17 protein-coding genes are annotated in these 22,308 nt (G+C 61.6%); 4 read left to right on the top strand and 13 right to left on the bottom strand.

Annotation, left to right across the window (positions count from 1 at the left end; all coding sequences use genetic code 11):
- Positions 1 to 107 precede the first annotated feature (107 nt).
- From BLU24_RS25635 to BLU24_RS25625, 3 genes are all read left to right on the top strand, one after another.
- The gene (locus BLU24_RS25635) at positions 108 to 1,052 is read left to right on the top strand and encodes a DnaJ C-terminal domain-containing protein (RefSeq protein WP_093105259.1); all 945 of its coding nucleotides are present in this window, start codon (positions 108 to 110) and stop codon (positions 1,050 to 1,052) included.
- Between the two features lie 23 nt (positions 1,053 to 1,075).
- Complete coding sequence (locus tag BLU24_RS25630) at positions 1,076 to 1,381, top strand: chaperone modulator CbpM (RefSeq protein WP_093105256.1); 306 nt, start codon at positions 1,076 to 1,078, stop codon at positions 1,379 to 1,381.
- 154 nt (positions 1,382 to 1,535) lie between these two features.
- Positions 1,536 to 2,942, top strand: a complete 1,407-nt coding sequence (locus tag BLU24_RS25625; RefSeq protein WP_093105253.1) for an SET domain-containing protein — start codon at positions 1,536 to 1,538, stop codon at positions 2,940 to 2,942.
- Between the two features lie 55 nt (positions 2,943 to 2,997).
- Here the strand turns inward: BLU24_RS25625 and ureC are convergent, their stop codons facing one another.
- The 11 genes from ureC to urtA form a co-directional block, all read right to left on the bottom strand.
- Entirely contained in the window at positions 2,998 to 4,698 is a 1,701-nt protein-coding gene (ureC, locus tag BLU24_RS25620) for an urease subunit alpha (RefSeq protein ID WP_093105250.1), read from the bottom strand.
- A gap of 195 nt (positions 4,699 to 4,893) precedes the next feature.
- Positions 4,894 to 5,199 carry an urease subunit beta gene (locus BLU24_RS25615; protein ID WP_090280934.1) on the bottom strand — a complete coding sequence of 102 codons (306 nt, stop codon included), beginning with the start codon at positions 5,197 to 5,199 and terminating at the stop codon, positions 4,894 to 4,896.
- Complete coding sequence (locus BLU24_RS25610) at positions 5,199 to 5,732, bottom strand: GNAT family N-acetyltransferase (protein ID WP_093105247.1); 534 nt, start codon at positions 5,730 to 5,732, stop codon at positions 5,199 to 5,201. The genes BLU24_RS25615 and BLU24_RS25610 overlap by 1 nt, the downstream gene beginning before the upstream one ends.
- Before the next feature lie 5 nt (positions 5,733 to 5,737).
- Entirely contained in the window at positions 5,738 to 6,271 is a 534-nt protein-coding gene (locus BLU24_RS25605) for a GNAT family N-acetyltransferase (protein WP_093105244.1), read from the bottom strand.
- 8 nt (positions 6,272 to 6,279) lie between these two features.
- Positions 6,280 to 6,582 carry an urease subunit gamma gene (ureA, locus tag BLU24_RS25600; protein WP_003221215.1) on the bottom strand — a complete coding sequence of 101 codons (303 nt, stop codon included), beginning with the start codon at positions 6,580 to 6,582 and terminating at the stop codon, positions 6,280 to 6,282.
- A gap of 225 nt (positions 6,583 to 6,807) precedes the next feature.
- Positions 6,808 to 7,647, bottom strand: coding sequence for an urease accessory protein UreD (locus BLU24_RS25595; protein ID WP_093105241.1), 840 nt, complete (start codon positions 7,645 to 7,647; stop codon positions 6,808 to 6,810).
- A 43-nt stretch (positions 7,648 to 7,690) separates the two neighbouring features.
- Positions 7,691 to 8,389 (bottom strand): urea ABC transporter ATP-binding subunit UrtE, encoded by a 699-nt coding sequence (urtE, locus tag BLU24_RS25590; RefSeq protein WP_093105238.1) that lies wholly within the window; start codon positions 8,387 to 8,389, stop codon positions 7,691 to 7,693.
- Between the two features lie 116 nt (positions 8,390 to 8,505).
- Complete coding sequence (urtD, locus tag BLU24_RS25585) at positions 8,506 to 9,375, bottom strand: urea ABC transporter ATP-binding protein UrtD (protein WP_093105235.1); 870 nt, start codon at positions 9,373 to 9,375, stop codon at positions 8,506 to 8,508.
- Entirely contained in the window at positions 9,372 to 10,451 is a 1,080-nt protein-coding gene (gene urtC / locus BLU24_RS25580; RefSeq protein WP_093105232.1) for an urea ABC transporter permease subunit UrtC, read from the bottom strand. Before urtC ends, urtD begins: the two co-directional genes overlap by 4 nt.
- On the bottom strand, positions 10,451 to 11,953 hold the full coding sequence (gene urtB, locus BLU24_RS25575; RefSeq protein WP_093105229.1) for an urea ABC transporter permease subunit UrtB: 1,503 nt from the start codon (positions 11,951 to 11,953) through the stop codon (positions 10,451 to 10,453). Before urtB ends, urtC begins: the two co-directional genes overlap by 1 nt.
- Positions 11,954 to 12,208: 255 nt before the next feature.
- Entirely contained in the window at positions 12,209 to 13,474 is a 1,266-nt protein-coding gene (gene urtA, locus BLU24_RS25570; protein WP_090280971.1) for an urea ABC transporter substrate-binding protein, read from the bottom strand.
- 300 nt (positions 13,475 to 13,774) lie between these two features.
- Here urtA and BLU24_RS25565 point away from each other — a divergent pair, with 300 nt between their 5' ends.
- A complete protein-coding gene (locus BLU24_RS25565; protein WP_093105226.1) occupies positions 13,775 to 18,586 on the top strand; it encodes a DUF4329 domain-containing protein in 4,812 nt (1,603 codons plus the stop codon).
- 43 nt (positions 18,587 to 18,629) lie between these two features.
- Here the strand turns inward: BLU24_RS25565 and BLU24_RS25560 are convergent, their stop codons facing one another.
- Both BLU24_RS25560 and BLU24_RS25555 read right to left on the bottom strand, forming a co-directional pair.
- The gene (locus BLU24_RS25560) at positions 18,630 to 20,003 is read right to left on the bottom strand and encodes a PepSY-associated TM helix domain-containing protein (protein WP_093105223.1); all 1,374 of its coding nucleotides are present in this window, start codon (positions 20,001 to 20,003) and stop codon (positions 18,630 to 18,632) included.
- Between the two features lie 127 nt (positions 20,004 to 20,130).
- Positions 20,131 to 22,251, bottom strand: coding sequence for a TonB-dependent copper receptor (locus tag BLU24_RS25555; RefSeq protein WP_093105220.1), 2,121 nt, complete (start codon positions 22,249 to 22,251; stop codon positions 20,131 to 20,133).
- Positions 22,252 to 22,308: the final 57 nt, after the last annotated feature.

The raw sequence follows: 22,308 nt of genomic DNA, 5'->3' as shown, positions 1-22,308 counted from the left end.
TTCTGCGGCGCCACCCGGTCACAATCTTGAGATCGGTCAACCCGGCACGTGCCAATCGGGCGCAGGCTGGCAACGGCGCGAAATCGATAACGGATGGTGATCCTTCAATGGACTTCAAAGACTATTACAAGATACTCGGCGTGGAGCCGACAGCGGACGACAAGGCGATCAAGGCGGCCTATCGCAAGCTGGCGCGCAAATACCACCCCGATGTCAGCAAGGAAAAGGACGCCGAGGCCAAATTCAAAGACGCCTCGGAAGCCTATGAAGCGCTGAAAAGCGCCGACAAGCGCGCCGAATACGACGAACTGCGCCGTTATGGTCAGCACGGTCAGCCCTTCCAGGGGCCACCGGGCTGGCAGAGCCGTGGCGGCTTCGGCGGCGGTGGTGCCGATACCGGCGACTTCTCGGACTTCTTCAGTTCGATCTTCGGCAATCGCGGCCCCGGTTTCGGCGGCGGCGAAGGCCGGCAATCCCGTGGACGGCGAGGGCAGGACGTGGAAATGGAATTGCCGGTATTTCTTGAGGAAACCCTGTCGGACGAGTCGAAGAAAGTCACCTTCCAGGTGCCGCAATACAACGCGCACGGCCAGCACGTCAGCAACACCAGCAAGAGCCTCAACGTGAAGATTCCGGCGGGCGTTGCCGATGGCGAGCGCATCCGCTTGAAGGGCCAGGGCGCGCCGGGCGTCGGTGGCGGGGCGAATGGTGATCTGTATCTGACCATCCGCTTTGCGCCGCACCCCAAGTTCGATGTTGAAGGCGACAACCTGATCATCACCTTGCCGCTGGCACCGTGGGAGCTGGCGCTGGGCACCGAAGTGGCGGTACCGACCCTGACCGGCAAGATCAATCTCAAGGTGCCGGCCGGCAGCCAGAACGGCCAGCGCATGCGTGCCAAGGGGCACGGTTTGAAGAGCAAGAGCGGCGAGCGCGGCTATCTGTTCGTGCAACTCAAGGCTGTGATGCCGAAAGCGGCCGACGATGAGGTCAAGGCGCTGTGGCAGGAACTGGCGAAAAAAGCCGCGTTCAACCCGCGCGAGAACTTCTGAATTCGATGACGGAGTAGCCCATCATGAGCACCCCCCTGAGCGTTCAACTGGACATGGCAGAATTCTGTGAGGCGGCCGATCTGTCGGACGTCTACGTGATCGAGATCGTCGAACACGGCATTCTCGAACCTCAGGGCGGGCCGCCGCGCGAATGGCGCTTCACCGATTACGAACTGGCCCTGGCCAAACGCGCCGCCAAGCTGCGACGCGACCTGGAGCTGGAGTGGGAGGGCGTCGCCCTGGCGCTGGACCTGCTCGAAGAAGTGCGCGAGCTGCGCGCCGAAAACCGCATGTTGCGCCAGCGTCTGGGGCGCTTGCTGGTCGAATAGAGCCGCCATCCACAGTTATTGTGTGCACATGTTTTTCTGGTTTGAACGGGCGGATCGGTCTGCTAGTTTGCGCTGAGGGTCGGCATTGGACGCCGATTCCCGCGGCGCCACTGCATGCCGTGGCGCTGCGCCGTTCTTACAAGGAAACGTACTCATGCCAGTCAAACCCAAACCGCCAACGCCCGGCACGACCCGTGTCGATGTACCCCCTCGCCCGCGCACGCCGGCTGATTCAACGCCGTCCGGAGCAGAAACAACCCGGTTCACGCCTGACCCCGTGACGCGCCGAACACCTGGCGATACGCCTGAAGCTGCCGGCAGCACCGCCGATTCCTCGCAGGCAACGACCTCGAGGGTGCAGGTGCACGTATCGACGTCCGCTACCGCTGAAACCGTCAGCGCCGACCTCTCCGCGTTGCAGCAATACCTGATTCCCGCCTCGATCACCTTGCCCGATGCCGATGCGGAGGGCATCCGCACGTTCAAGGGGCGCAGGTACGCCGACATTCAGGGTGGCGGCACGGTGTTGCTTGCCGTCGATGCGCAAACCGGGCTGCACCGGGCCCGCCTGGCGAGCGAACTGCAAGCCTCGGGGCCGGTGCTGGCACATGACGCAGCCAGCAACCACTGGTATCCATTGCAGGATTTCACCATTTCCACGCCGCAGGCTGTCATGCCGCGCAAGAGCCGTCGCTCGCCTCGCCGCAGTGACGACGAGTTTGAAATGGCCCTGGAGGAATTGCCGCGCACTGATGACGGGGAATCGGAAGAGTTTTTCCTCGCCTCCGAATCCATGCCGATCAAACCCTATACGGCTCAGGAGTTGAGCACGATGCGCAGCGAAACGCGCTATTCGTTTCTCGGTAACCAGTTGGGCACTTACAACCGCGCCAACAATGGCAAATATCCGCTACGTGACGTTGCCGGCAGACCGATCCGCATTCGAAAGTTGCAGACCAAAGTGCGCTTTGAAAACGGCGATCTGTTCACCTCCGAACATATCAAGCCCTACATCAAGTACGAAGGTTATGAAGATGTGGCGATGCTCTACGAAGAAAAGTTGCAGTGGCGAGTGTTTACCGAGGCGGACATGAAAGTCCCCGGTGAAAAGGCCTTGATCGGCCAGTCCATGGTGGTGGCCAACCGGCGCATCGCCAAGGGCGAGGCCATCGGCGTCTACGGCGGTGTCATCACGCCGGCAAGGTTCGTACGGCCTTATGAACAGACGTTCAGCATGCTCGCCGGGATGCGTCTGCAATATGGCCCGGGGCGAATGCTGCCTGATCCGCTGGCGGTCCTGGGCGACAACATCATTTCCCGGATCAACTCCAATTTCGAATACAACGAAGCAGGCAAGCCGATTCGCCAGGCACCGAATGGCTATAACGTAGAAACCGTGCCGTTCGATATCGAGGCGCAACAATGGGTTGGCGATAAACAGGTGACCCGCGACTTTATTCTGAACACGCTGTTCGCTTCGCAGGACATCCCCGCAGGCACCGAGCTGCGTCTGGATTACAACTACAGCGAACAACAGATGTCGTGGGCGTTCCCTGACTGATCAGGCCGCGCTGCCGGGAATGGACGAGCGTCCGTTTCCGACAGCGCAACCGCCATCAGAACAGGAAGTAACGCTGCGCCATTGGCAAGGTTTCCGCCGGCTCACACCACAGCAACACGCCGTCGGCCTTGACCTGATAGGTTTGCGGGTCGACATCGATGTCCGGCAGGTAATCGTTGTGGATCAGGTCGGTTTTCTGCACGTCACGGCAACCTTTGACCACGGCGATTTTCTTTTTCAAACCCAATGCTTCGGGCAATCCGGCGTCTTGCGCCGCCTGACTGATAAAGGTCAGGCTGGTGGCATGCAGCGAGCCACCGTAACTGGCGAACATCGGGCGGTAGTGCACCGGCTGCGGGGTCGGAATCGAGGCGTTGGCATCACCCATCAGGCTCGCGGCAATCGCGCCGCCCTTGAGAATCAGCGTCGGCTTGACACCGAAGAATGCCGGACGCCACAGCACCAGATCAGCCCACTTGCCGACTTCCACCGAGCCGACTTCATGGCTGATGCCATGGGTGATCGCCGGGTTGATGGTGTACTTGGCGATGTAGCGCTTGGCGCGGAAGTTATCGTTGCCTTCGCCGTCCTGCGGCAGCGGGCCGCGCTGTTTTTTCATTTTGTCGGCGGTCTGCCAGGTGCGCGTGATGACTTCGCCGACACGGCCCATGGCCTGGCTGTCGGAGCTGATCATCGAGAATGCGCCGAGGTCATGGAGGATGTCTTCGGCGGCAATCGTTTCGCGGCGGATGCGGCTTTCGGCAAACGCGACGTCTTCGGCAATGCTCGGGTCGAGGTGGTGGCAGACCATCAGCATGTCGAGGTGTTCGTCGATGGTGTTGCGGGTGAACGGGCGGGTCGGGTTGGTCGAACTCGGCAAAACATTGGGGAAACCACAGGCCTTGATGATATCGGGCGCGTGCCCGCCGCCGGCCCCTTCGGTGTGATAGGTGTGGATGGTGCGGCCCTTGAACGCGCCGAGAGTGGTTTCGACAAAGCCGGATTCGTTGAGGGTGTCAGTGTGGATCGCCACCTGCACGTCGAACTGATCGGCGACGCTCAGGCAGTTGTCGATACTCGCCGGGGTGGTGCCCCAGTCTTCGTGCAGCTTGAGGCCGATGGCGCCGGCCTTGACCTGTTCGATCAACGGTTCCGGCAGGCTGGCGTTGCCCTTGCCGGTGAGGCCGATGTTCATCGGGAACGCGTCGGCCGCCTGAAGCATGCGCGCCAGGTGCCAAGGGCCGGATGTGCAGGTGGTGGCGTTGGTGCCGGTGGCCGGGCCGGTGCCGCCGCCAATCATCGTGGTGACGCCGCTCATCAGTGCTTCTTCGATCTGCTGCGGGCAGATGAAATGGATGTGGGTGTCGATGCCGCCAGCGGTGAGGATCATGCCCTCGCCGGCAATCACTTCGGTGCCGGCACCGATGGCGATGGTCACGTCGGGCTGCACGTCGGGGTTGCCGGCCTTGCCGATCGCCGCAATGCGCCCGTCCTTGAGGCCGACATCGGCCTTGACGATGCCCCAGTGGTCGATGATCAGCGCGTTGGTGATCAGCGTGTCGACCACTTCCGCAGCGAGCAACTGGCTTTGGCCCTGACCGTCGCGGATGACCTTGCCGCCACCGAATTTCACTTCTTCGCCGTAGGTGGTGAAGTCTTTCTCGACTTCGATCCACAGCTCGGTGTCGGCCAGGCGCACCTTGTCGCCGACGGTGGGGCCGAACATGTCGGCGTAGGCGCTTCTGGAAATTTTCATGCTGCGTCCTTCAGGAAAATGGTGGTGAGCCATGGACCCTCACCCTAGCCCTCTCCCGGAGGGAGAGGGGACTGATCGCGGTGAGGCGGTTATCGGTGATCGGCTCTCTATCTCGGGAGAGGGGACTGATCGCGGTGATCGGCTCCCTCTCCCTCGGGAGAGGGCTGGGGTGAGGGGCGGCGGTGCACGCCGATGTCAGAGATCACCCATGATGCGTCCGGCAAAGCCGAACACCCGCCGATGCCCGGCGTAATCCACCAGCTCGACTTCGCGGCTCTGCCCCGGCTCGAAACGCACCGCCGTGCCGGCCGGAATGTTCAAGCGCATGCCGCGGCTGGCGGCGCGGTCGAACAGCAGTGCGTCGTTGGTCTCGAAAAAGTGATAGTGCGAGCCGACCTGAATCGGCCGGTCGCCGCTGTTGGCGACTTTCAGGCTGACGGTGCGGCGGCCGACGTTGAGTTCGATGTCGCCGGGCTGGATCTGGTATTGGCCAGGAATCATCACTGGGCTCCTTGCAGAATCTTGTAGTAGAGAGCGGTCGGGCGATACGTGCCGTGGGGGTCGCAGGCGTAGTCGGGGATTTCCCCGGCGCGGCTGTAACCCAGGGCTTGATAGAAATTTTCCGCTGGCGAGCCGGCTTCGGTATCGAGATAGAGCAGGCCGCGCTGGTGTTTGCGCGCTTCGAGCTCCAGCGCCTGCATCAGCTGCTGACCGAGGCCGCGCCGCCGCGCGTGTTCGCGCACCAGCAGTTTCTGCACTTCGGCGCGATTGCGGCCGTTGGCTTTCTGGCACAGGCCCAATTGCACGCTGGCCAGCACTTGCTCGTCCTTGACCACCACCCAGAGCAGCACGCTGCCCTTGTTGACGCTGTCCTGCACCTCATCGAAATAGACGCGCGCCTGCGCTGCATCGAGGTCAGCCATGAAGCCGACGCTGGCGCCATAACCGACGGCGTCGAGCAACAGATCGATCAAGCCCTGGCGGTAATGCGCGAAGCTTTCAGCGTTGACGCGGCGCAACTGGGCGGCGTTCATCGGTGTCACTCCTTGTGAGCGTCAGGCGGCTGCGCGCCAGGGTTGAGAGTCAGTTGCATGAAGGTCAGGTCGAGCCAGCGGCCGAACTTGGTGCCGACCTGCGGCATCTGCCCGGTGATGCTGAAACCGGCGCGTTCGTGCAGACGAATCGAGGCGGCGTTAGCGCTTTCAATTGCGGCGACCATCACATGCTTGCCGCAGGTTTTCGCGCGCTCGATCAGCGCTGTCATCAGTTGCGGGCCGAGGCCGTTGCCGCGCTGATCGCTGCGCACGTAAACCGAGTGTTCGACCGTGTGGCGGAAACCGTCGAAAGGCCGCCAATCGCCGAATGAAGCGTAGCCGAGCACAGCGTCGTCGCTGTCGACGATCACCAGAATCGGATAAGCCTGAGCCTGCCGCGCGCTGAACCACGCCTGGCGATTGCCGAGGTCGACGGCTTGCTCGTTCCAGATCGCCGTGGTGTTGAGCACCGCGTCGTTGTAGATATCGCGGATCGCCGGCAGGTCGGTGTGGAGCGCATCGCGAATGAAGTAGGTCATGGCGCGCCTCAGACGATCGGTTGGTGAACGGTGACCAGTTTGGTGCCGTCGGGGAACGTCGCTTCGACCTGGATTTCCGGGATCATTTCCGGGATGCCTTCCATTACTTGCTCGCGGCTGAGCAGGGTGGTGCCGTAGTGCATCAGCTCGGCGACGGTCTGGCCGTCACGCGCACCTTCGAGCAGCGCGGCGGAGATATAGGCCATGGCTTCCGGGTAATTGAGTTTCACGCCACGGGCCAGGCGCCGCTCGGCAACGAGGCCGGCGGTGAAGATCAGCAGCTTGTCTTTTTCGCGTGGAGTCAGGTCCATGGTTCGGGTTCCATCAGGGCAGATTTGTGTAATGTCCGTGCAGGGCGGGGTGCCAGTCAGAGCGGCCCCTCACCCTAGCCCTCTCCCGAGGGAGAGGGGACTGATCTCGGTTGTTTTCAATGGCCAGTTCAGTCAGCAGTATTGTTCAGGCAGATGAATACATTTCAGACGACTCGGTCTGGCTCCCTCTCCCTCCGGGAGAGGGCGGGGGTGGGGGTCTGGATTTCAGGTGCTCCATATTCTTGGCGCGACAGCCTCACGACCGAGCAACGCAGGTCTGAGCAAGCGCCACAAATCAATCAGCCAGGCACGGGCGAGTAATGCTTCAGAAGCCAGACACCGAGCCACCAACAACCCCGGCAACTGCGTCAGATCCCCACGCACTGTATGGCCCAGCGAACGACAACGCTCCAGCAGTTCAGCATCAATTTCACCGCTCACCAGCAACGTCGCAAACACCGGATGGCCATCCAGACCGATCGGCGAATCGAGCAAGCCATCGGCGCCGACGATGCGCTGGCGTTCATGCCAGAGCAAGCGGCCGTCGCGGCGGATATCCAGATGCGCCTGAAAGTGCCCCAGGTCGAAGCGCTCGCCACTGGCCGGCCTTCCCAGCGCCACGATATCCCAGTAGAACACCCGCGCATCGCCTTCAAGGTCGATGGTTGTGCTCAGTTCAGCCTGCGCGGCGCTGTAGACGATGGTTTCCTGCGGCAGCCATTCCAGTGTCGCCCCGGCTGCCACGTGCAGATCGAGTTGTTGATAAGCCGGCCCTCCGGCGCGGTACCACTTGGCTGCGCCGGGGCTGGTGATCTGCGCCCAGGCGTTGGCTTCGACGCGGGCACTGATGTCGAGGCGATCGCCGCCGGCAATTCCCCCCGGCGGATGGACGATGATGTGCTGGCAGACTTCCGGGCCTTCGGCGTACAGGTGCTTCTGCACGCGCAGTGGGCCGAGGTGCCGGCGCAGGGTCGGCCGCGTGCAGTCGCCGAAACGCGCGTAGGCCAGCTCCAGCTCGGCGTGCCAGCTCGGGGTAAACAGGGCAGGTGAGGCAAGTGAATTCATGGTGTGTGATTATCGTTAGGAAGCTACAGATTAGACCGGCGCGTTAGATCGTGACCAGCCCGCGAACACCTTCGGCCTCCATATTTTCACCGCGACCCTGCTGGACGATCTCGCCCCGCGACATCACCAGATACTGATCGGCCAGTTCCGCAGCGAAATCGTAGAACTGCTCGACCAGCAAAATCGCCATGTCGCCGCGTTCCGCGAGTTTCTTGATCACCGCGCCGATCTCTTTGATCACCGAAGGTTGAATGCCTTCGGTGGGCTCGTCGAGAATCAGCAAACGCGGACGACTGGCCAGTGCGCGACCAATCGCCAGTTGCTGTTGCTGACCACCGGACAGATCACCGCCGCGGCGCTGCTTCATTTGTAGCAGCACCGGGAACAACTCGTAGATGAACCCCGGAACCTCTTTGGCTTCACTGCCGGGAAAGCGCGACAGGCCCATCAGCAGATTTTCTTCAACGGTCAGGCGCCCGAAGATTTCTCGACCCTGTGGCACGTAGGCGATCCCGGCATGCACGCGCTGGTGCGGCTTGAGCGTGGTGATCGGTTTGCCTTCCCAGTTCACCGCGCCTTCCTTGGCCGGCAGCAGGCCCATCAGGCATTTGAGCAGGGTGGTCTTGCCTACGCCGTTACGCCCGAGCAGGCAGGTGACTTCGCCAACCTTCACGTCAAACGAGAGGCCGCGCAGGATGTGGCTACCGCCGTAATACTGATGAAGTTGTTGGACCTGTAGCATCTGAACTCCGTTAGTTGAGCTGCAAGCTTTAAGCTTTAAGCCGCAAGCAAGAGCAGGGCGGTGTACCACTTGGCTTTTACTTGCTGCTTGAAGCTTGCCGCTAGCAGCTGGCCGATTCATCGCCCCAAATAAACTTCAATGACTCGCTCATCGGCCTGCACCTGCTCCAGCGAGCCTTCGGCCAAAACGCTGCCTTGATGCAACACGGTGACATGGTCGGCAATGGAGCCGACAAAGCCCATGTCATGCTCGACCACCATCAGCGAATGCTTGCCGGCCAGTGACTTGAACAGCTCGGCAGTGAACTCGGTTTCGGCGTCGGTCATGCCCGCCACCGGCTCATCGAGCAGGAGCAATTGCGGGTCCTGCATCAGCAGCATGCCGATCTCCAGGAACTGCTTTTGCCCGTGGGACAACAGGCCCGCCGGACGATTGACCGAGGGGGTCAGGCGAATGGTTTCCAGCACTTCGCTGATGCGATCCTTTTGTTCGCCACTGAGGCGCGCACGCAAACTGGCCCACACCGACTTGTCGGTTTTCTGCGCCAGCTCGAGGTTCTCGAACACGCTCAAGGCTTCAAACACCGTCGGTTTCTGAAACTTGCGGCCGATCCCGGCCTGGGCAATTTGCACTTCGCTCATCTGCGTCAAATCCAGCGTTTCACCAAACCACGCCTTGCCGTGGCTCGGCCGGGTCTTGCCGGTGATCACGTCCATCAACGTGGTCTTGCCCGCGCCGTTGGGGCCGATGATGCAGCGCAGCTCGCCGACGCCGATGTACAGGTTGAGATTGTTCAGCGCACGGAAGCCGTCGAAGCTGACGCTGATGTCTTCCAGGGTCAGGATCGTGCCGTGACGGGTGTCGAGGCCCGGGCCGACGCGCTGGCCAAGGCCGATCGAGTCGCGGCTGGTGCCCTCGTCCTTGTTCGGTTCGACCGGGAAGAAGGCCGGCTCGAGCATGAATTCAGCGCTCGCGGTTACTCTCATTGTTCACCTCGTTTCTTCAGCAGGCCGATCACGCCTTTGGGCAGGTACAGCGTCACGACGATGAACAGCGCGCCGAGGAAGAACAGCCAGTATTCCGGGAAAGCCACGGTGAACCAGCTCTTCATGCCGTTGACTACGCCGGCGCCGAGCAGCGGTCCGATCAGTGTGCCGCGTCCGCCAAGAGCGACCCACACCGCCGCCTCGATCGAGTTGGTCGGCGACATTTCGCTCGGGTTGATGATGCCCACCTGCGGCACATACAAGGCCCCGGCCAGACCGCACAACACCGCGCTCAACACCCACACGAACAGCTTGAAACCACGCGGGTCGTAGCCACAGAACATCAGACGGTTTTCCGCATCGCGCAGCGCTGTCAGCACACGGCCGAACTTGCTCTGCGCCAGACGCCAGCCGATGAACAGACTCGCCACCAGCAGCAACACCGTGGTCAAAAACAGCACCGCACGGGTGCCCGGTTCGGTGATGCCGAAACCGAGGATCGTGCGGAAATTGGTGAAACCGTTGTTGCCGCCGAATCCAGTCTCGTTGCGGAAGAACAGAAGCATGCCGGCGAAAGTCAGGGCCTGGGTCATGATCGAGAAATACACGCCTTTGATCCGCGAGCGGAAGGCGAAGAAACCGAATGCCAGCGCCAGCAGACCCGGCGCCAATACCACCAGACACAGCGCCCAGACAAAGCTGCTGGTGCCGGTCCAGTACCACGGCAATTCGCTCCACGACAGAAACGTCATGAACGCCGGCAAGCCATCGCCGGCGGCCTGACGCATCAGGTACATGCCCATCGCATAACCGCCGAGGGCAAAGAACAAACCGTGGCCCAGCGACAACAGCCCGGCGTAACCCCAGACCAGATCCAGCGCCAGCGCGACGATGGCGTAGCAGAGGATTTTGCCGACCAGCGTCAGGGTGTATGCCGAGACCGACAGGGCATTTTCCGCCGGCAATAACGACAGCAGTGGCAAGGCGAGCAGCAGGGCGAGTACCACCGCGCCGACCGCGATCGTGACTTTCGGCCCGGCCTTTTGTGTGGCCGTGACTAACAGAGGCTGGTTCATCAGTCGATCACCCGTCCTTTCAGTGCGAATAGGCCTTGCGGACGTTTCTGAATGAACAGAATGATCAGCGCGAGGATCAGGATCTTGCCGAGCACCGCACCGATCTGCGGTTCGAGAATCTTGTTGGCGATGCCTAAGCCAAATGCCGCGAGCACGCTCCCGGCGAGTTGCCCGACGCCGCCGAGTACCACTACCAGGAACGAGTCGATGATGTAGCTCTGTCCCAGATCCGGGCCGACGTTGCCGATCTGGCTCAGCGCTACACCACCGAGGCCGGCGATGCCCGAGCCGAGGCCGAACGCGAGCATGTCGACACGCCCGGTCGGCACGCCGCAGCAAGCGGCCATGTTGCGGTTCTGGGTGACGGCACGCACGTTCAGGCCCAGTCGGGTCTTGTTCAGCAGCAGCCAGGTCAGCACCACCACGAACAGTGCGAACGCGATTATCACGATGCGGTTGTACGGCAGCACCAGGTTCGGCAGCACTTGAATACCGCCCGACAGCCAGGCCGGGTTGGCGACTTCAACGTTCTGCGCACCGAACACCAGACGCACCAGTTGGATGAGCATCAGGCTGATGCCCCAGGTTGCGAGCAGGGTTTCCAGCGGGCGGCCATAGAGGTGGCGAATCACCGTGCGCTCCAGCGCCATGCCGATCGCCGCCGTGACGAAAAATGCCACCGGCAACGCGATCAAGGGATAGAACTCGATGGCCTGCGGTGCGTAGCGCTGGAACATCAACTGCACCACGTAGGTCGAGTAGGCGCCGAGCATCAGCATTTCGCCGTGGGCCATGTTGATCACCCCGAGCAGGCCGAAGGTGATCGCCAGACCGAGCGCCGCGAGCAGCAGAATCGAGCCGAGGGACATGCCGCTGAATGCCTGACCGAGGACTTCGCCGATCAGCAGTTTGCGTTTGACCTGGGCAAGGCTGGTTTCAGCGGCGGTGCGCACGCCGGCATCGCTTTCCACACCCGGTTCGAGCAGGCCTTCAAGACGTGTGCGCGCCAGCGGATCACCGGTTTCGCCGAGCAGGCGCACGGCGGCCAGACGCACGGCCGGGTCGGTGTCGACCAGTTGCAGATTGGCCAGTGCCAGACTCAGGGCGGCGTGGACACTTTCATCCTTTTCACCAGACAGTTGTTGGTCGAGGAATTTCAGCTGCGCGGGTTTCGCGCTTTTCTGCAATTGCTGCGCAGCGCTCAGACGGATTTTGGCGTCGGCGGCGAGCAATTGATGGCTGGCCATCGCGGTGTCGATCAGACCCCGCAGGCGATTGTTCAGGCGCAGGGTTTTGGTTTGGCCGTCGATGCTCAGTTCGCCTTGTTGCAGGGCACCAAGCAATTCGATACGCGCCGGATCGGGCTGCGCGGCCCAGGCTTCCAGCAGTCTGGCCTGTTGCGTCGGGTTGGCCGCGACGAAGTCTTCGGCGTCGTCGGCGTGGACGGCCATCGGCAGGAAAAGTGCGATAGCTAAAAGCAAGCGGTGTATGGCAGTGAGCATGGGTGGTGTGTCCTTTCTTGCGGTGGCCGATTGAGCGGTGTCCGGCTGTGAATCCGCCCCTCACCCTAACCCTCTCCCAGAGGGAGAGGGGACTTACCGAGTTGTCAGGTCATCCGGCGTCGACCTGACATTCCTGCGTCGAACTCAGGTTCTGAAAGCGATAGAGACCAGCTCCCTTCCCCCTCGCCCCCTTGGGGGAGAGGGTTGGGGTGAGGGGGAAAGGATCTCCGCCCCACGTCAAAACCCAAGTCAGACTCAGTTGCTCTTCACCGCATAATCGGGCTTCTTGTCGTTGCCCTGAATGAACGGGCTCCACGGTTGGGCGCGCACCGGGCCTTCGGTTTGCCATACGACGTTGAACTGACCGTCGCTCTGGATCTCGCCGATCATCACCGGTTTGTGCAGGTGGTGGTTGGTCTTGTCCATGGTCAGGGTGTAACCGGACGGCGCGGCGAAGGTCTGGCCGGCGAGGGCTTCGCGGACCTTGTCGACGTCGGTGGATTTGGCTTTTTCGACGGCCTGCGCCCACATATGGATGCCGACATAAGTAGCTTCCATCGGATCGTTGGTCACCGCTTTGTCGGCGCCCGGCAGGTTGTGTTTCTTCGCGTAGGCTTTCCAGTCTGCGACGAACTTCTGGTTCACCGGGTTCTCGACGGATTCGAAGTAGTTCCACGCCGCGAGGTTGCCCACCAGCGGCTTGGTGTCGATGCCGCGCAGCTCTTCTTCACCGACCGAGAACGCTACAACCGGCACGTCGGTGGCCTTCAGACCCTGGTTGGCCAGCTCTTTATAGAACGGCACGTTGGAGTCGCCATTGACTGTCGAAATGACCGCTGTCTTGCCGCCGGCCGAGAACTTTTTGATGTTGGCAACAATGGTCTGGTAGTCGCTGTGACCGAACGGCGTGTAGACCTCTTCGATGTCCTTGTCAGCCACGCCTTTGGAATGCAGGAACGCGCGCAAAATCTTGTTGGTGGTGCGCGGGTAGACGTAGTCGGTGCCGAGCAGGAAATAGCGCTTGGCGCTGCCGCCTTCTTCGCTCATCAGGTATTCCACCGCCGGGATCGCCTGCTGGTTCGGCGCCGCGCCGGTGTAGAACACGTTCGGCGACATCTCTTCGCCTTCGTATTGCACCGGATAGAAGAGCAGACCGTTGAGTTCTTCGAACACCGGCAGCACCGATTTGCGCGACACCGAAGTCCAGCAGCCGAACACCACAGCGACCTTGTCCTGGGTCAGCAGTTGCCGGCCCTTTTCCGCGAACAGCGGCCAGTTGGACGCCGGGTCGACCACCACCGGCTCGAGCATCTTGCCGTTCACACCGCCCTTGGCGTTGATCTCATCGATGGTCATCAGCGCCATGTCCTTGAGCGACGTTTCGGAGATCGCCATGGTCCCGGACAACGAATGCAGAATCCCGACCTTGATGGTCTCGGCGGCCTGGACAGTCCAGGTCATGCCCATCGCGGCAATGGATGCCGTGAGTGTGAAAGCCTTGATCAAACTGCGACGCTTCATTGTGCGATCTCCATGAACATTGAGTTTTTATGGTTGGCAGATGCGGACGACTGAAGGGTGTTTTGCAAGGGCTGTGCCCGGTCAGGTTTCAGCAAGAAAATGTCGTATCAGAGCGGTTGCTGGAAGGGACGGGCGCACCATCAGGGGACGCTCATGGCGCGTCGGTGCACACGGCTGCGCCAGATTGGGGCGTCGATGTCGATGTCGATATGGATACACAAACGATAAACATATACCGCGGTTGACCCGCCCCGCCGACACACACTCATCCGCTCATCCCGATTTCTGCGCAGGTTTTTTATGAGTGATGTGTCTGGCCGGTCCGGTCGCACCGCAATTTCTCCGGCAGCGTTCAAGCTACCGCCCTTGAGCCCGGCATTTCTGAGCGAAGAAGACGCCGCCTATTGGGTTCATACGCGAGTTCCGCTTAATCCCGACAAGGAGTACGGGAGCGTGGTGCTGCTGCGCCCGGACGGAAAGTTTGTGGCCACCTCACCTGCGGCAGGTGAAGCGACAGGCTTCGACTTTGGCACCATTGTCCAGACCGATGCACTTGGCGCAATGCTCCATCCGTTGGGCTACCGCTGCATCGCCAGCGTCCACAGCCACCCGCCCATCCATGACCAGGTCCGCGTGGGCCATTCGTTATCCGATGAAATGCTGGTCAGGCTGTTCATCGGTTTTTACTCCGAGGGCGATTTCATCGGTGATGCAGTAGCGCGGGATTTTTTCCGCAGCGCTTATCTGTCGGGCCCTGACGGCACCCTGCTCAAGTACGTGTCGAGCGGATCGCCAGAGGAGCGCAATTTCTCCCTCCAGTTGCAATTCGGTGCGCCGTCGGCAACTTCCGATGTCGTCGCTTTGATCCGTACACTGGCGACAGTGGGCGAACTCAAAGTCATTGTTTCGAATGCCGATTGGGGCCACTCGGTGGGACGGGTGCCCAGGGACTGGAAGCCGGGCAAGGCGTTTTCCACCGGTGTGCCGAGCGAGTTGCCACTGCTTACGCGGGTCTGTGTCAACGCCGAGCGCGCCGTGCTCGCGGCATTGAAATCCAGAGGCGCACAGGCTGCCGGTTTGCTGTTGAAAAAGCTCAACGGCAAAGCCTATGTCGCGACCCATGCACGCCCGGCCGGATTGGCTGCCTGGGATGCGCAAAGGATTTTCCCGCTGGACGCCGATGGTCAGCTGCAATTGCCGAAAGGTTACGTACTGGAAGGCTTTTACTGCGTCTCGCACCCTGAGTCCGAGCGGGTGCCGTCGGCGCAAGCCTGGCTCTACGAAAATTTTTTCACGCCTCAGGATATCGCCCTGGCCATCGCAGCCAATGGTCGCAACCAACGATGGTCTGACAAGCGGCAGTTGTCGCTGTACCTTCGGACACGCGATCAGGCGATGTTGCAGTACGTTTTCAGCGCAAGTGCGATTGAAGCGGCGCTGAGCGTCGAGCATGCCGACGGCAGCATTGGCGACAACGGCGTGCAAGCCAGGTTGATGGCGGGCACTCTTCGCCCACGTGTATTCGTCTCGATGCTGGTGCTGGCCGGCAGCCTGAGCGTTGTGCGCGGCAGCGCTTTATGGGCGCAACTGGGGCCGGTGGGCCTGGATTGGCAGCCGTTCGCGCATTTTGACTGGCCGGTGCTGAGCCAGGCTTTTCTCAGCGCCGATGACGCGGCCCGTTACGCGCATGAACAAATCGGCATTCGCCGTGACCGCCAATTCGCCGGGTATGTTTTCCAGCGCAATGACCAGCGTTTTGTCGTGACCGAACCGCGGGAAGGTGACATCGATTCGCTCATTCAGGCTCGGCTCTATCCGGTCGACAACCACGGCCGGACGATTTTCCCTGACGATCATCAACTGCACGCCCGTTACGTCTCCCATGTGGCGTTGTCGCGACTCGATCCGGTGCAGGTCGACTATTACCGCTGGACGCCCCAGGAGGCGCTGCTGAGTCTGCAAATGTTAAACGCCGCAGAAGTACGCCAGGCACTCCAGGACGGGATCACACTGTATTGCTCCGGCGCGCGCAACAGCCTGGTCAGCTTCAAGTCTTCACCGAGCGCGGCGGCCAGGAATCTGGCCAGTCGCCTCGGCACCTCTCGGCAGCCGGGGACATTGGCACGGGAACTGGACACCGGCACTCAACGACCGCAGGCATTCGTCCGTGAGCAAGCGGGGGCCGGCGAATTGTTCAACCTGATCGACGACCCGACATGGGGCTATCGAGGGCGCATTGCAGCGCACTGGAACCTGCCGGTCTCGCCTGTGCCAACGTCCAGCGAACTCCCAACGCCGACACCGGTCACGCACGTACCGACGTTGCCTGCACCGTCCGGTTCCGAGTTTGAGTCGCCGCACAATCGCGAATCGACGCTGCCCCGGCCGCCCTTGCTGTTGCCACTACCCTGGCGGCGTCCGGCGTTCGTCGTTTATGGTGCGGTCTGTGCCTCGGCAGACGAAGCTGCACACAGTCAGTACGCCCGCGACACACGCTTGCAGGACGACAAGCGCGCGTGGTTCGGCTTTATTCTCAAGCACAGGGCGCACGAGCAGTTCATCGCCACTGAACTGCTGCCGGTCAGCGAACGGCGCGACAATCTGTTCGACCTCAATAGCGTGTTCGACTCACTGACCGCCGAGCCTTGGTATCGCTATCCCGAAGGCTTCGAACTGTTTGGCAGCTTCTATTGCCATCAGCGAGTGAAAGATCCATCCGACCGGCCCATGGACTGGCTGGCGCATTATTTCATCACCCCCGATGACTTGATCGTTGCGATGTATTACTCGCCGCGGCGTCCAGTGGTCGCCTCGGACTTGCCCGCAGCGCTGTACATTGCCAGTCGTGAAGGCGCGCTGTTGAAGTACTGCCACGGCAAGACCAGCAAACTGTTTCACGATGACACCTCGCAAACGACGCTCGACAAGCTCAAACGCGATCTCGTTTCCGGTGTCAGGCTGCCGACGGATTTTGTCCAGGTTGTGGCCAGTAGCGGCGAACTGTCGGTGTTGCGCACGAGCCTGTGCTGGGATCGCCAAGGCCTGGTGAAACCGACCTGGCAGCCTTATGCCAACCTCGAGCGCCGGTGGCTCAGCCCGGCATTTCAAAGCGCAGATGACGCAGCGGTGTATGTCCGGTCTCGGTTGCCAAGCGCTGCCGACAAGACCTGGGGCGGGCTGATTCTGCGTCGAGCCGATGGGCTGTACGTGGCCACGCTACCGGTCGAAGTGTCGCGGGAAGATTTTGACAGTACCGAGATCCTCCCGGAGGAGGAGGGCCGTGGCGTCGGCGTGTTTCCTTCCGACTGCAAAATCTCGGCGCGTTACCGATCGCGTGTCGTACGAGAGCTGTCGGTGGCGTTTTCCGCGGTCCAGAAAGAGATCTACCTGAACATGTTGTCGGTCGACACCGTTTATTCGGCGTTCACCCGCCGGCTGAAAAATTGGGACGAATACCTGTTCGCACCGGATGGGGCATTGATTCGTTACCAGGCAGGTGCCTGGCAGCGCTTTCGTGCTGATGTGCTGGCAGCTTTGTCGGACAACCAGAAGGTGCCCGTCACTCTCGACGCCGATCTGATCAAACAACGCATACACAGCGGTGAGTTGAAACCGATTGCCTGGATCGACTCTCTGGCCAGAATCGGCTACTTGCACGTTGTGGTCGGCAGCGAAGTCTGGGGCTCGCCCCGCGCGGTCCAGCAGTGGGTACCTTATGCCCAAGACCTGCAACCCTCGGCCGATTACGTCAAGGCCACGAGTGAACCACCCTGCAGCCCGGTCTTCATACAGGCCGATGCCGCCGCCCGGTATGTGCACGAGGCAATGGTCAGTCGCGACACGCTGACATTCGGGGTCATCCTGAATGCTCGCGAGGGCGTATTCCTCGCCACGTTGCCACTGACCGCGCAACGTTCCGGGTTGGCGCTGGATCGGCTTTTCGTGCAGGGCCAATGGCTGCGCGGCTATGCATGGGACGCGTTGTATCTGCGCGCACCGTTGCCTTCCGTCGGCGTGCGCGCCAATGACGTGCGCCATTCTTTTTTTACTCCCGACGACGTCCAGCAGGCGTGCAGGCGCGCCATCACGCCCCAAGGATACAAGCCGCTCTATTTCTCCTGTGCCGACGGTGCGTTGTTGAAGCTGCAATTGCACGCCTTTGAGCCCGGTGAGTTTTTTGACCGGTTCGGCCAGATCGAATTACGCCCCAACGCCTTCGTATCGCGCGTGCAGGCAGCGGTCGATGAGCGTGCTATGGCCCGAGGCCGCTTCGGGTTCCCCGAATACGTGCAGCGAATGGCCAGGGCCGGTCGGCTTGAGGTCATTGAAACCAGTGAGTGCTGGTCGCGTCATGGGCCGGTGGATGAAGACTGGCAGCCGCGCCTTGCCGACACGCCACCTGAGCAACGCTGGCAAAATCATCCGGTGCCGGCCCTGGGCCCGATCTTCCATCACCTGGACGATGCCGCGCGCTACGCTCACCAGCGTGTCGACAGCGAAACGCTGACCCGAAGCGGCTATGAGGGGGCAATTCTGGCGCGTTCGAAGAGCCAGCGCTTTGTGCCGCTCGAGCCGGTTGCCGTTTTCAACAATGCCGCCAGCCTTGTTGCACAGCTGTTCCGTACCACCAAAGACGCGCAGTCGCGCAACCCGCCACTGAGCCTGTTCGAGGGCTATACCTGTGTCGCCAGCCACCAGTTCAACCTGTCAGCGAGCACCAGGCTGACGGCCGACTTCGAGCAGATCGGAGCTGATTTCCCCAGTTCCGATCGCATGCATGCCCACACCCATGAATTGAAAAATCGGGGGATCGATGTTCAGGCTTATTACTACTCGACACCCGATCAGGCACTACTCAAATACGTACCTGATTATTCAGCCACCGAAAGCGCGCTGTTGCTGTCGGCGCATTCGCTGGTATTCAGGAACGGGCGCTGGATAAGCCGGTTGAGTCCGGCGGAGTTCATTTCGCAGCTCAGGCTGTTGGGCGAACTGCGGGTACTGCTCAGCGGACGCTATTGGCGTCAGACCGGGCGCTTGGGCAGCCGCTGGAAAAACCGCCGGCAGCAGCCCTTGCTTGAGACAACCCTGCGCGCCAGAGACGAGCTGTGAACCGGCGGCGCGGGCAGACGAGACTGCCCGCGCCTATTCGGGCTCAAGGCGCAATATCTGCCGTGCGCTGGCCCAACCGTGCCAGTAACAGCCTGTCGAGCAACCACACCACCACCAGCGATGCCCCCACCAGCGGGAATATCACCGCCAGCGCCAGCATGATCGCCACGCCGGTTTTCCATTTCGGCAGATCATGGCGCAGCGGCGGGACACCGAACCCGCCTTCGGGCCGACGTTTCCACCAGATCACCACGCCGCTGACGGCGCTGAGCAGAATCATCAGGCAGATCAGCAGCACGACGATCTGATTGAAGGTGCCGAACATCTTGCCTTCGTGGAGCATCACGCCGATTTCCGTGGCGCGGGCCACCGTGCCGTAATGCTCGAAACGTACATCGGCGAGGACCTTGCCCGTGTACTGATCGACATGCAGAGTGGCGTCGTTGCGTGGGTCATCGGCGAAAACGGCGATGGTGAATACGCCGGTGGCGGTAGTCGGCAGGGTGATGCTGTAGCCCGGTTCGACTTTGCGTTCAGTGGCGATGTTCTGTACGGCTTGCAGGCTGACGGCCGGTGCGGCAGGCCCGGCATGGGCACCCGCATGCGCCATGTGTTCGGCATGGTCACCGGACATCGGCATCGGCGTGTTTTCCATCGCCCATGGCACGGTCTGGCGCGTGGCGCTGTTGAGGCTGCGCGCTTCAACGTCGGAGGTCGGCACGTTGTTCCACATCGCGGCCGGGAACACGTTCCATACCGCCGCATATTGTTTGCCCCAGAAACCGGTCCAGGTCATACCGCTGAGCAGCATCACCAGCAACAACGTTGCGCCCCAGAACCCGGTGACGGCGTGCAGATCACGCCACAGCACGCGACCGCGGGCGTTCAGCCGCGGCCACAAAATGCCCGCTGCCTGACCGCGCGGCCACCACAGGAACAGCCCCGACACCACCAGCACCACGCCCCAGCCGGCGGCCATTTCGATCAGCCGGTCTCCGACGGTGCCGATCATCAATTCGCCGTGAATGGCGCGGGCGATGGCTTGCAGGTTCTGCTTGGCATCCTGCTCGCCGAGAATGTCGCCGTGGTACGGATCGACGAACACGTTGAGTTCGTGGCCGGCGTTGTTGACCACGAACTGTGCGCTGCGCTCGGCGTTCAGCGGCGGCAGGTACTGGGTGACCTGGCCTTGCGGATAGGCGTTTTTTATCCGTTGCAGCAGGTCGTCGGCCGGCACCGTGTGATGACCTGCGGGAACGTTCAGCAGGCTGCTGTACATCAGCGAGTCGAGTTGCGGTTTGAACAGGTAGATGATGCCGGTCAGGGCCAGCATCACCATGAACGGGGCGACGAACAGACCGGCGTAAAAATGCCAACGCCAGGCCAGGTTGTAGAAATTCGGTTGGGGCTGGTTCATCAGGTTTGCTCCGCTTGGCTTGGATCTTCTGGTTGTCTTTGGCGGTTGCTGTGCAACCGATCGCCAGCAGGCTGGCTCCCACAGGGTTAGTGTTGAACCTGTGGGAGCCAGCCTGCTGGCGCTGCTGTCAGAAACTCATATCGACTTTGGTCCAGAGCGTGCGCCCCGGTTCATTAATGGCTCGCGGATCGTTGGCCGGGTAGCCAAATCCGGCGTTGCCCGCCAGGTTCAAGTGTTCGGCGTACGCCTTGCCGAAAAGGTTGTCGACGCCGCTGCTGACCTTCCAGTGCTTGTTGATCCGGTAGGCACCGTTGACCGAGAACACGCCGAAGCCCGAACTCTTGTCGTAATCCTTGCCGACCACGTTGCCCTTGTTTTCATCGATACGGTGTTGCGCGGCGACCACTCGCCAGAGGGCTCCGGCGCTCCAGTCGTCCTCGCTGTAGGTCAGGCCGAAACGCGCATCCAGCGGCGGCATTTGCGGCAGCGCCGTGCCGTCACTGCTGTTCTTGCCCCAGGCGTAGGCGAGGGTCGCATCGGCTTTCCAGTGGTCGGTGAGCTTGTAGGCCGCGCCGACTTCGCCGCCCATGATTCGCGCGTCAATGTTCTCGGCGCGTGAGGTGCTCATGCCCATCTTCGCCGGGGTGTAATCGAAGAGGATGTAATCGCGCACCACGCCGACGTAACCGGACGCCCAGGCTTCGAGGTCGGCGCTTTTGTAGTTCAGGCCGAAGTCGAACTGGGTGGTCTTTTCCGGTTTGATAGCATCGAATGCATTGACCGAGCCCACCGGGCCGCGGCTTGCGGAAAACAGCTCCCAGTAATCCGGGAAACGCTGCGCGTGGCCCAACCCTGCGTAAAGCGTGGTAGGGCTGTCGGCGAGGTCATGTTCATAACGTATGAAACCGCTGGGCAGGGTGTCGGCGCGCGTATCGTCGGCGGTTGGGTTGGGCCGTGACATCATTCCGGAACCGGTGGTTTGCCGGTAATCCTTGGCCGAGGCGCGGTCGAGCCGGGCGCCGCTGACCAGCCGATCACGCTCGGCGGCGTACCAGGTCATTTCGCTGAACACGCCATAATTATGGAAATCGGCGTCCTTGCTGTACGGCAGCGCCTTGTAGGTGTCGATGCCCATTGCACTGCGCTGACGGTGTTCGTTGGTCTGCGCGTCGAGGCCGGTGATCAGCTGGATATCGGCCCAGCGCCAGGTCGCCTTGATCCGCGCGCCGAGGGTGCGGCGGTCGACGTTCGACGCCATCGGCCCGGCCATCATGCCGGTGCCGGACGGTGTGCGCAGGGTGTAGTTGTCCATCACATGGTCGGCGTAGTTGTAATAGACCTGCGCTTCGAACTTCTCCAACACGTCAGTAATGTTTGATTTCTCGAAGCGCAGGCCGAGGCTTTCCCGCAGAAATTGCGCACCGTCCATCCCTCGTCCGGCATAACGCGCTTCGCCATCGCCCTTGCCGGCGGTGAGCTCGATCAAGGTGTCGGCGTCCGGGGTCCAGCCGAGTGCGATATCGCCGTTCCACTTGTCATAGCGCGAGGCGACGATGTCGTTGTTGCCGTCGCGATAGTCGTCGGAATGCGCGGTGTTGCCGATCACCCGCACGTAACCCAGCGGGCCGCCGGCAGCGGCGTCGATGACCTTGTCGAAGCGCCCGTGGGAGCCGGCCAGAATGCTTGCGTTCAGCCGCGTGCCGAGCTCGCCGAAGCTTTCCGGTTCACGCTCGAACAACACCGTGCCGGCCGAGGCGCCCGGGCCCCAAAGTACGGTTTGCGGACCCTTGATCACCGTGAGCTGATCGTAGGTTTCCGGAGATATGTACGAGGTTGGCGCGTCCATCCGGCCGGGGCAGGCGCCGAGCATCATGCTGCCATTGGTGAGGATGTTCAGGCGCGAGCCGAACATGCCGCGCAGCACCGGATCACCGTTGGTGCCGCCATTGCGCACCAGGGCAAAACCGGGAATGGTTTTCAGGTAATCGCCACCGTCGCTGGCCGGCACCGGTTGGCGCGGGTCCCTGGGGTTGGTGACGATGGTCAGCGGCGAACTGGGTGCGATCGCGGTAATCACCGTCGGGCTCAGTTCTTCGTTGTGGCGGGCGTGTTCATCGGCCAGTGCCAGCGGGGCCAGCAGGACGCCGCAAAGCACGGCGATGGCATGCCTGAAACGAATCGATGATTCGTGCAAAGCGAAAGACACCGGGGCAGCACCCGGGCGGGAAACAGCAACAAACCTGGACATGACAATTTCCATCGAACAGTCGTAAACGACACGGCCGGCAGCCTGAAGCTGTCTTCT

It is taken from the genome of Pseudomonas sp. Z003-0.4C(8344-21) (assembly GCF_900104975.1).
In the GTDB taxonomy this organism is placed as follows: Bacteria; Pseudomonadota; Gammaproteobacteria; order Pseudomonadales; family Pseudomonadaceae; genus Aquipseudomonas; species Aquipseudomonas granadensis.
The sequence above is the reverse complement of the archived record's forward strand: the minus strand, read 5'-3'. Positions and strand labels throughout refer to the sequence as shown.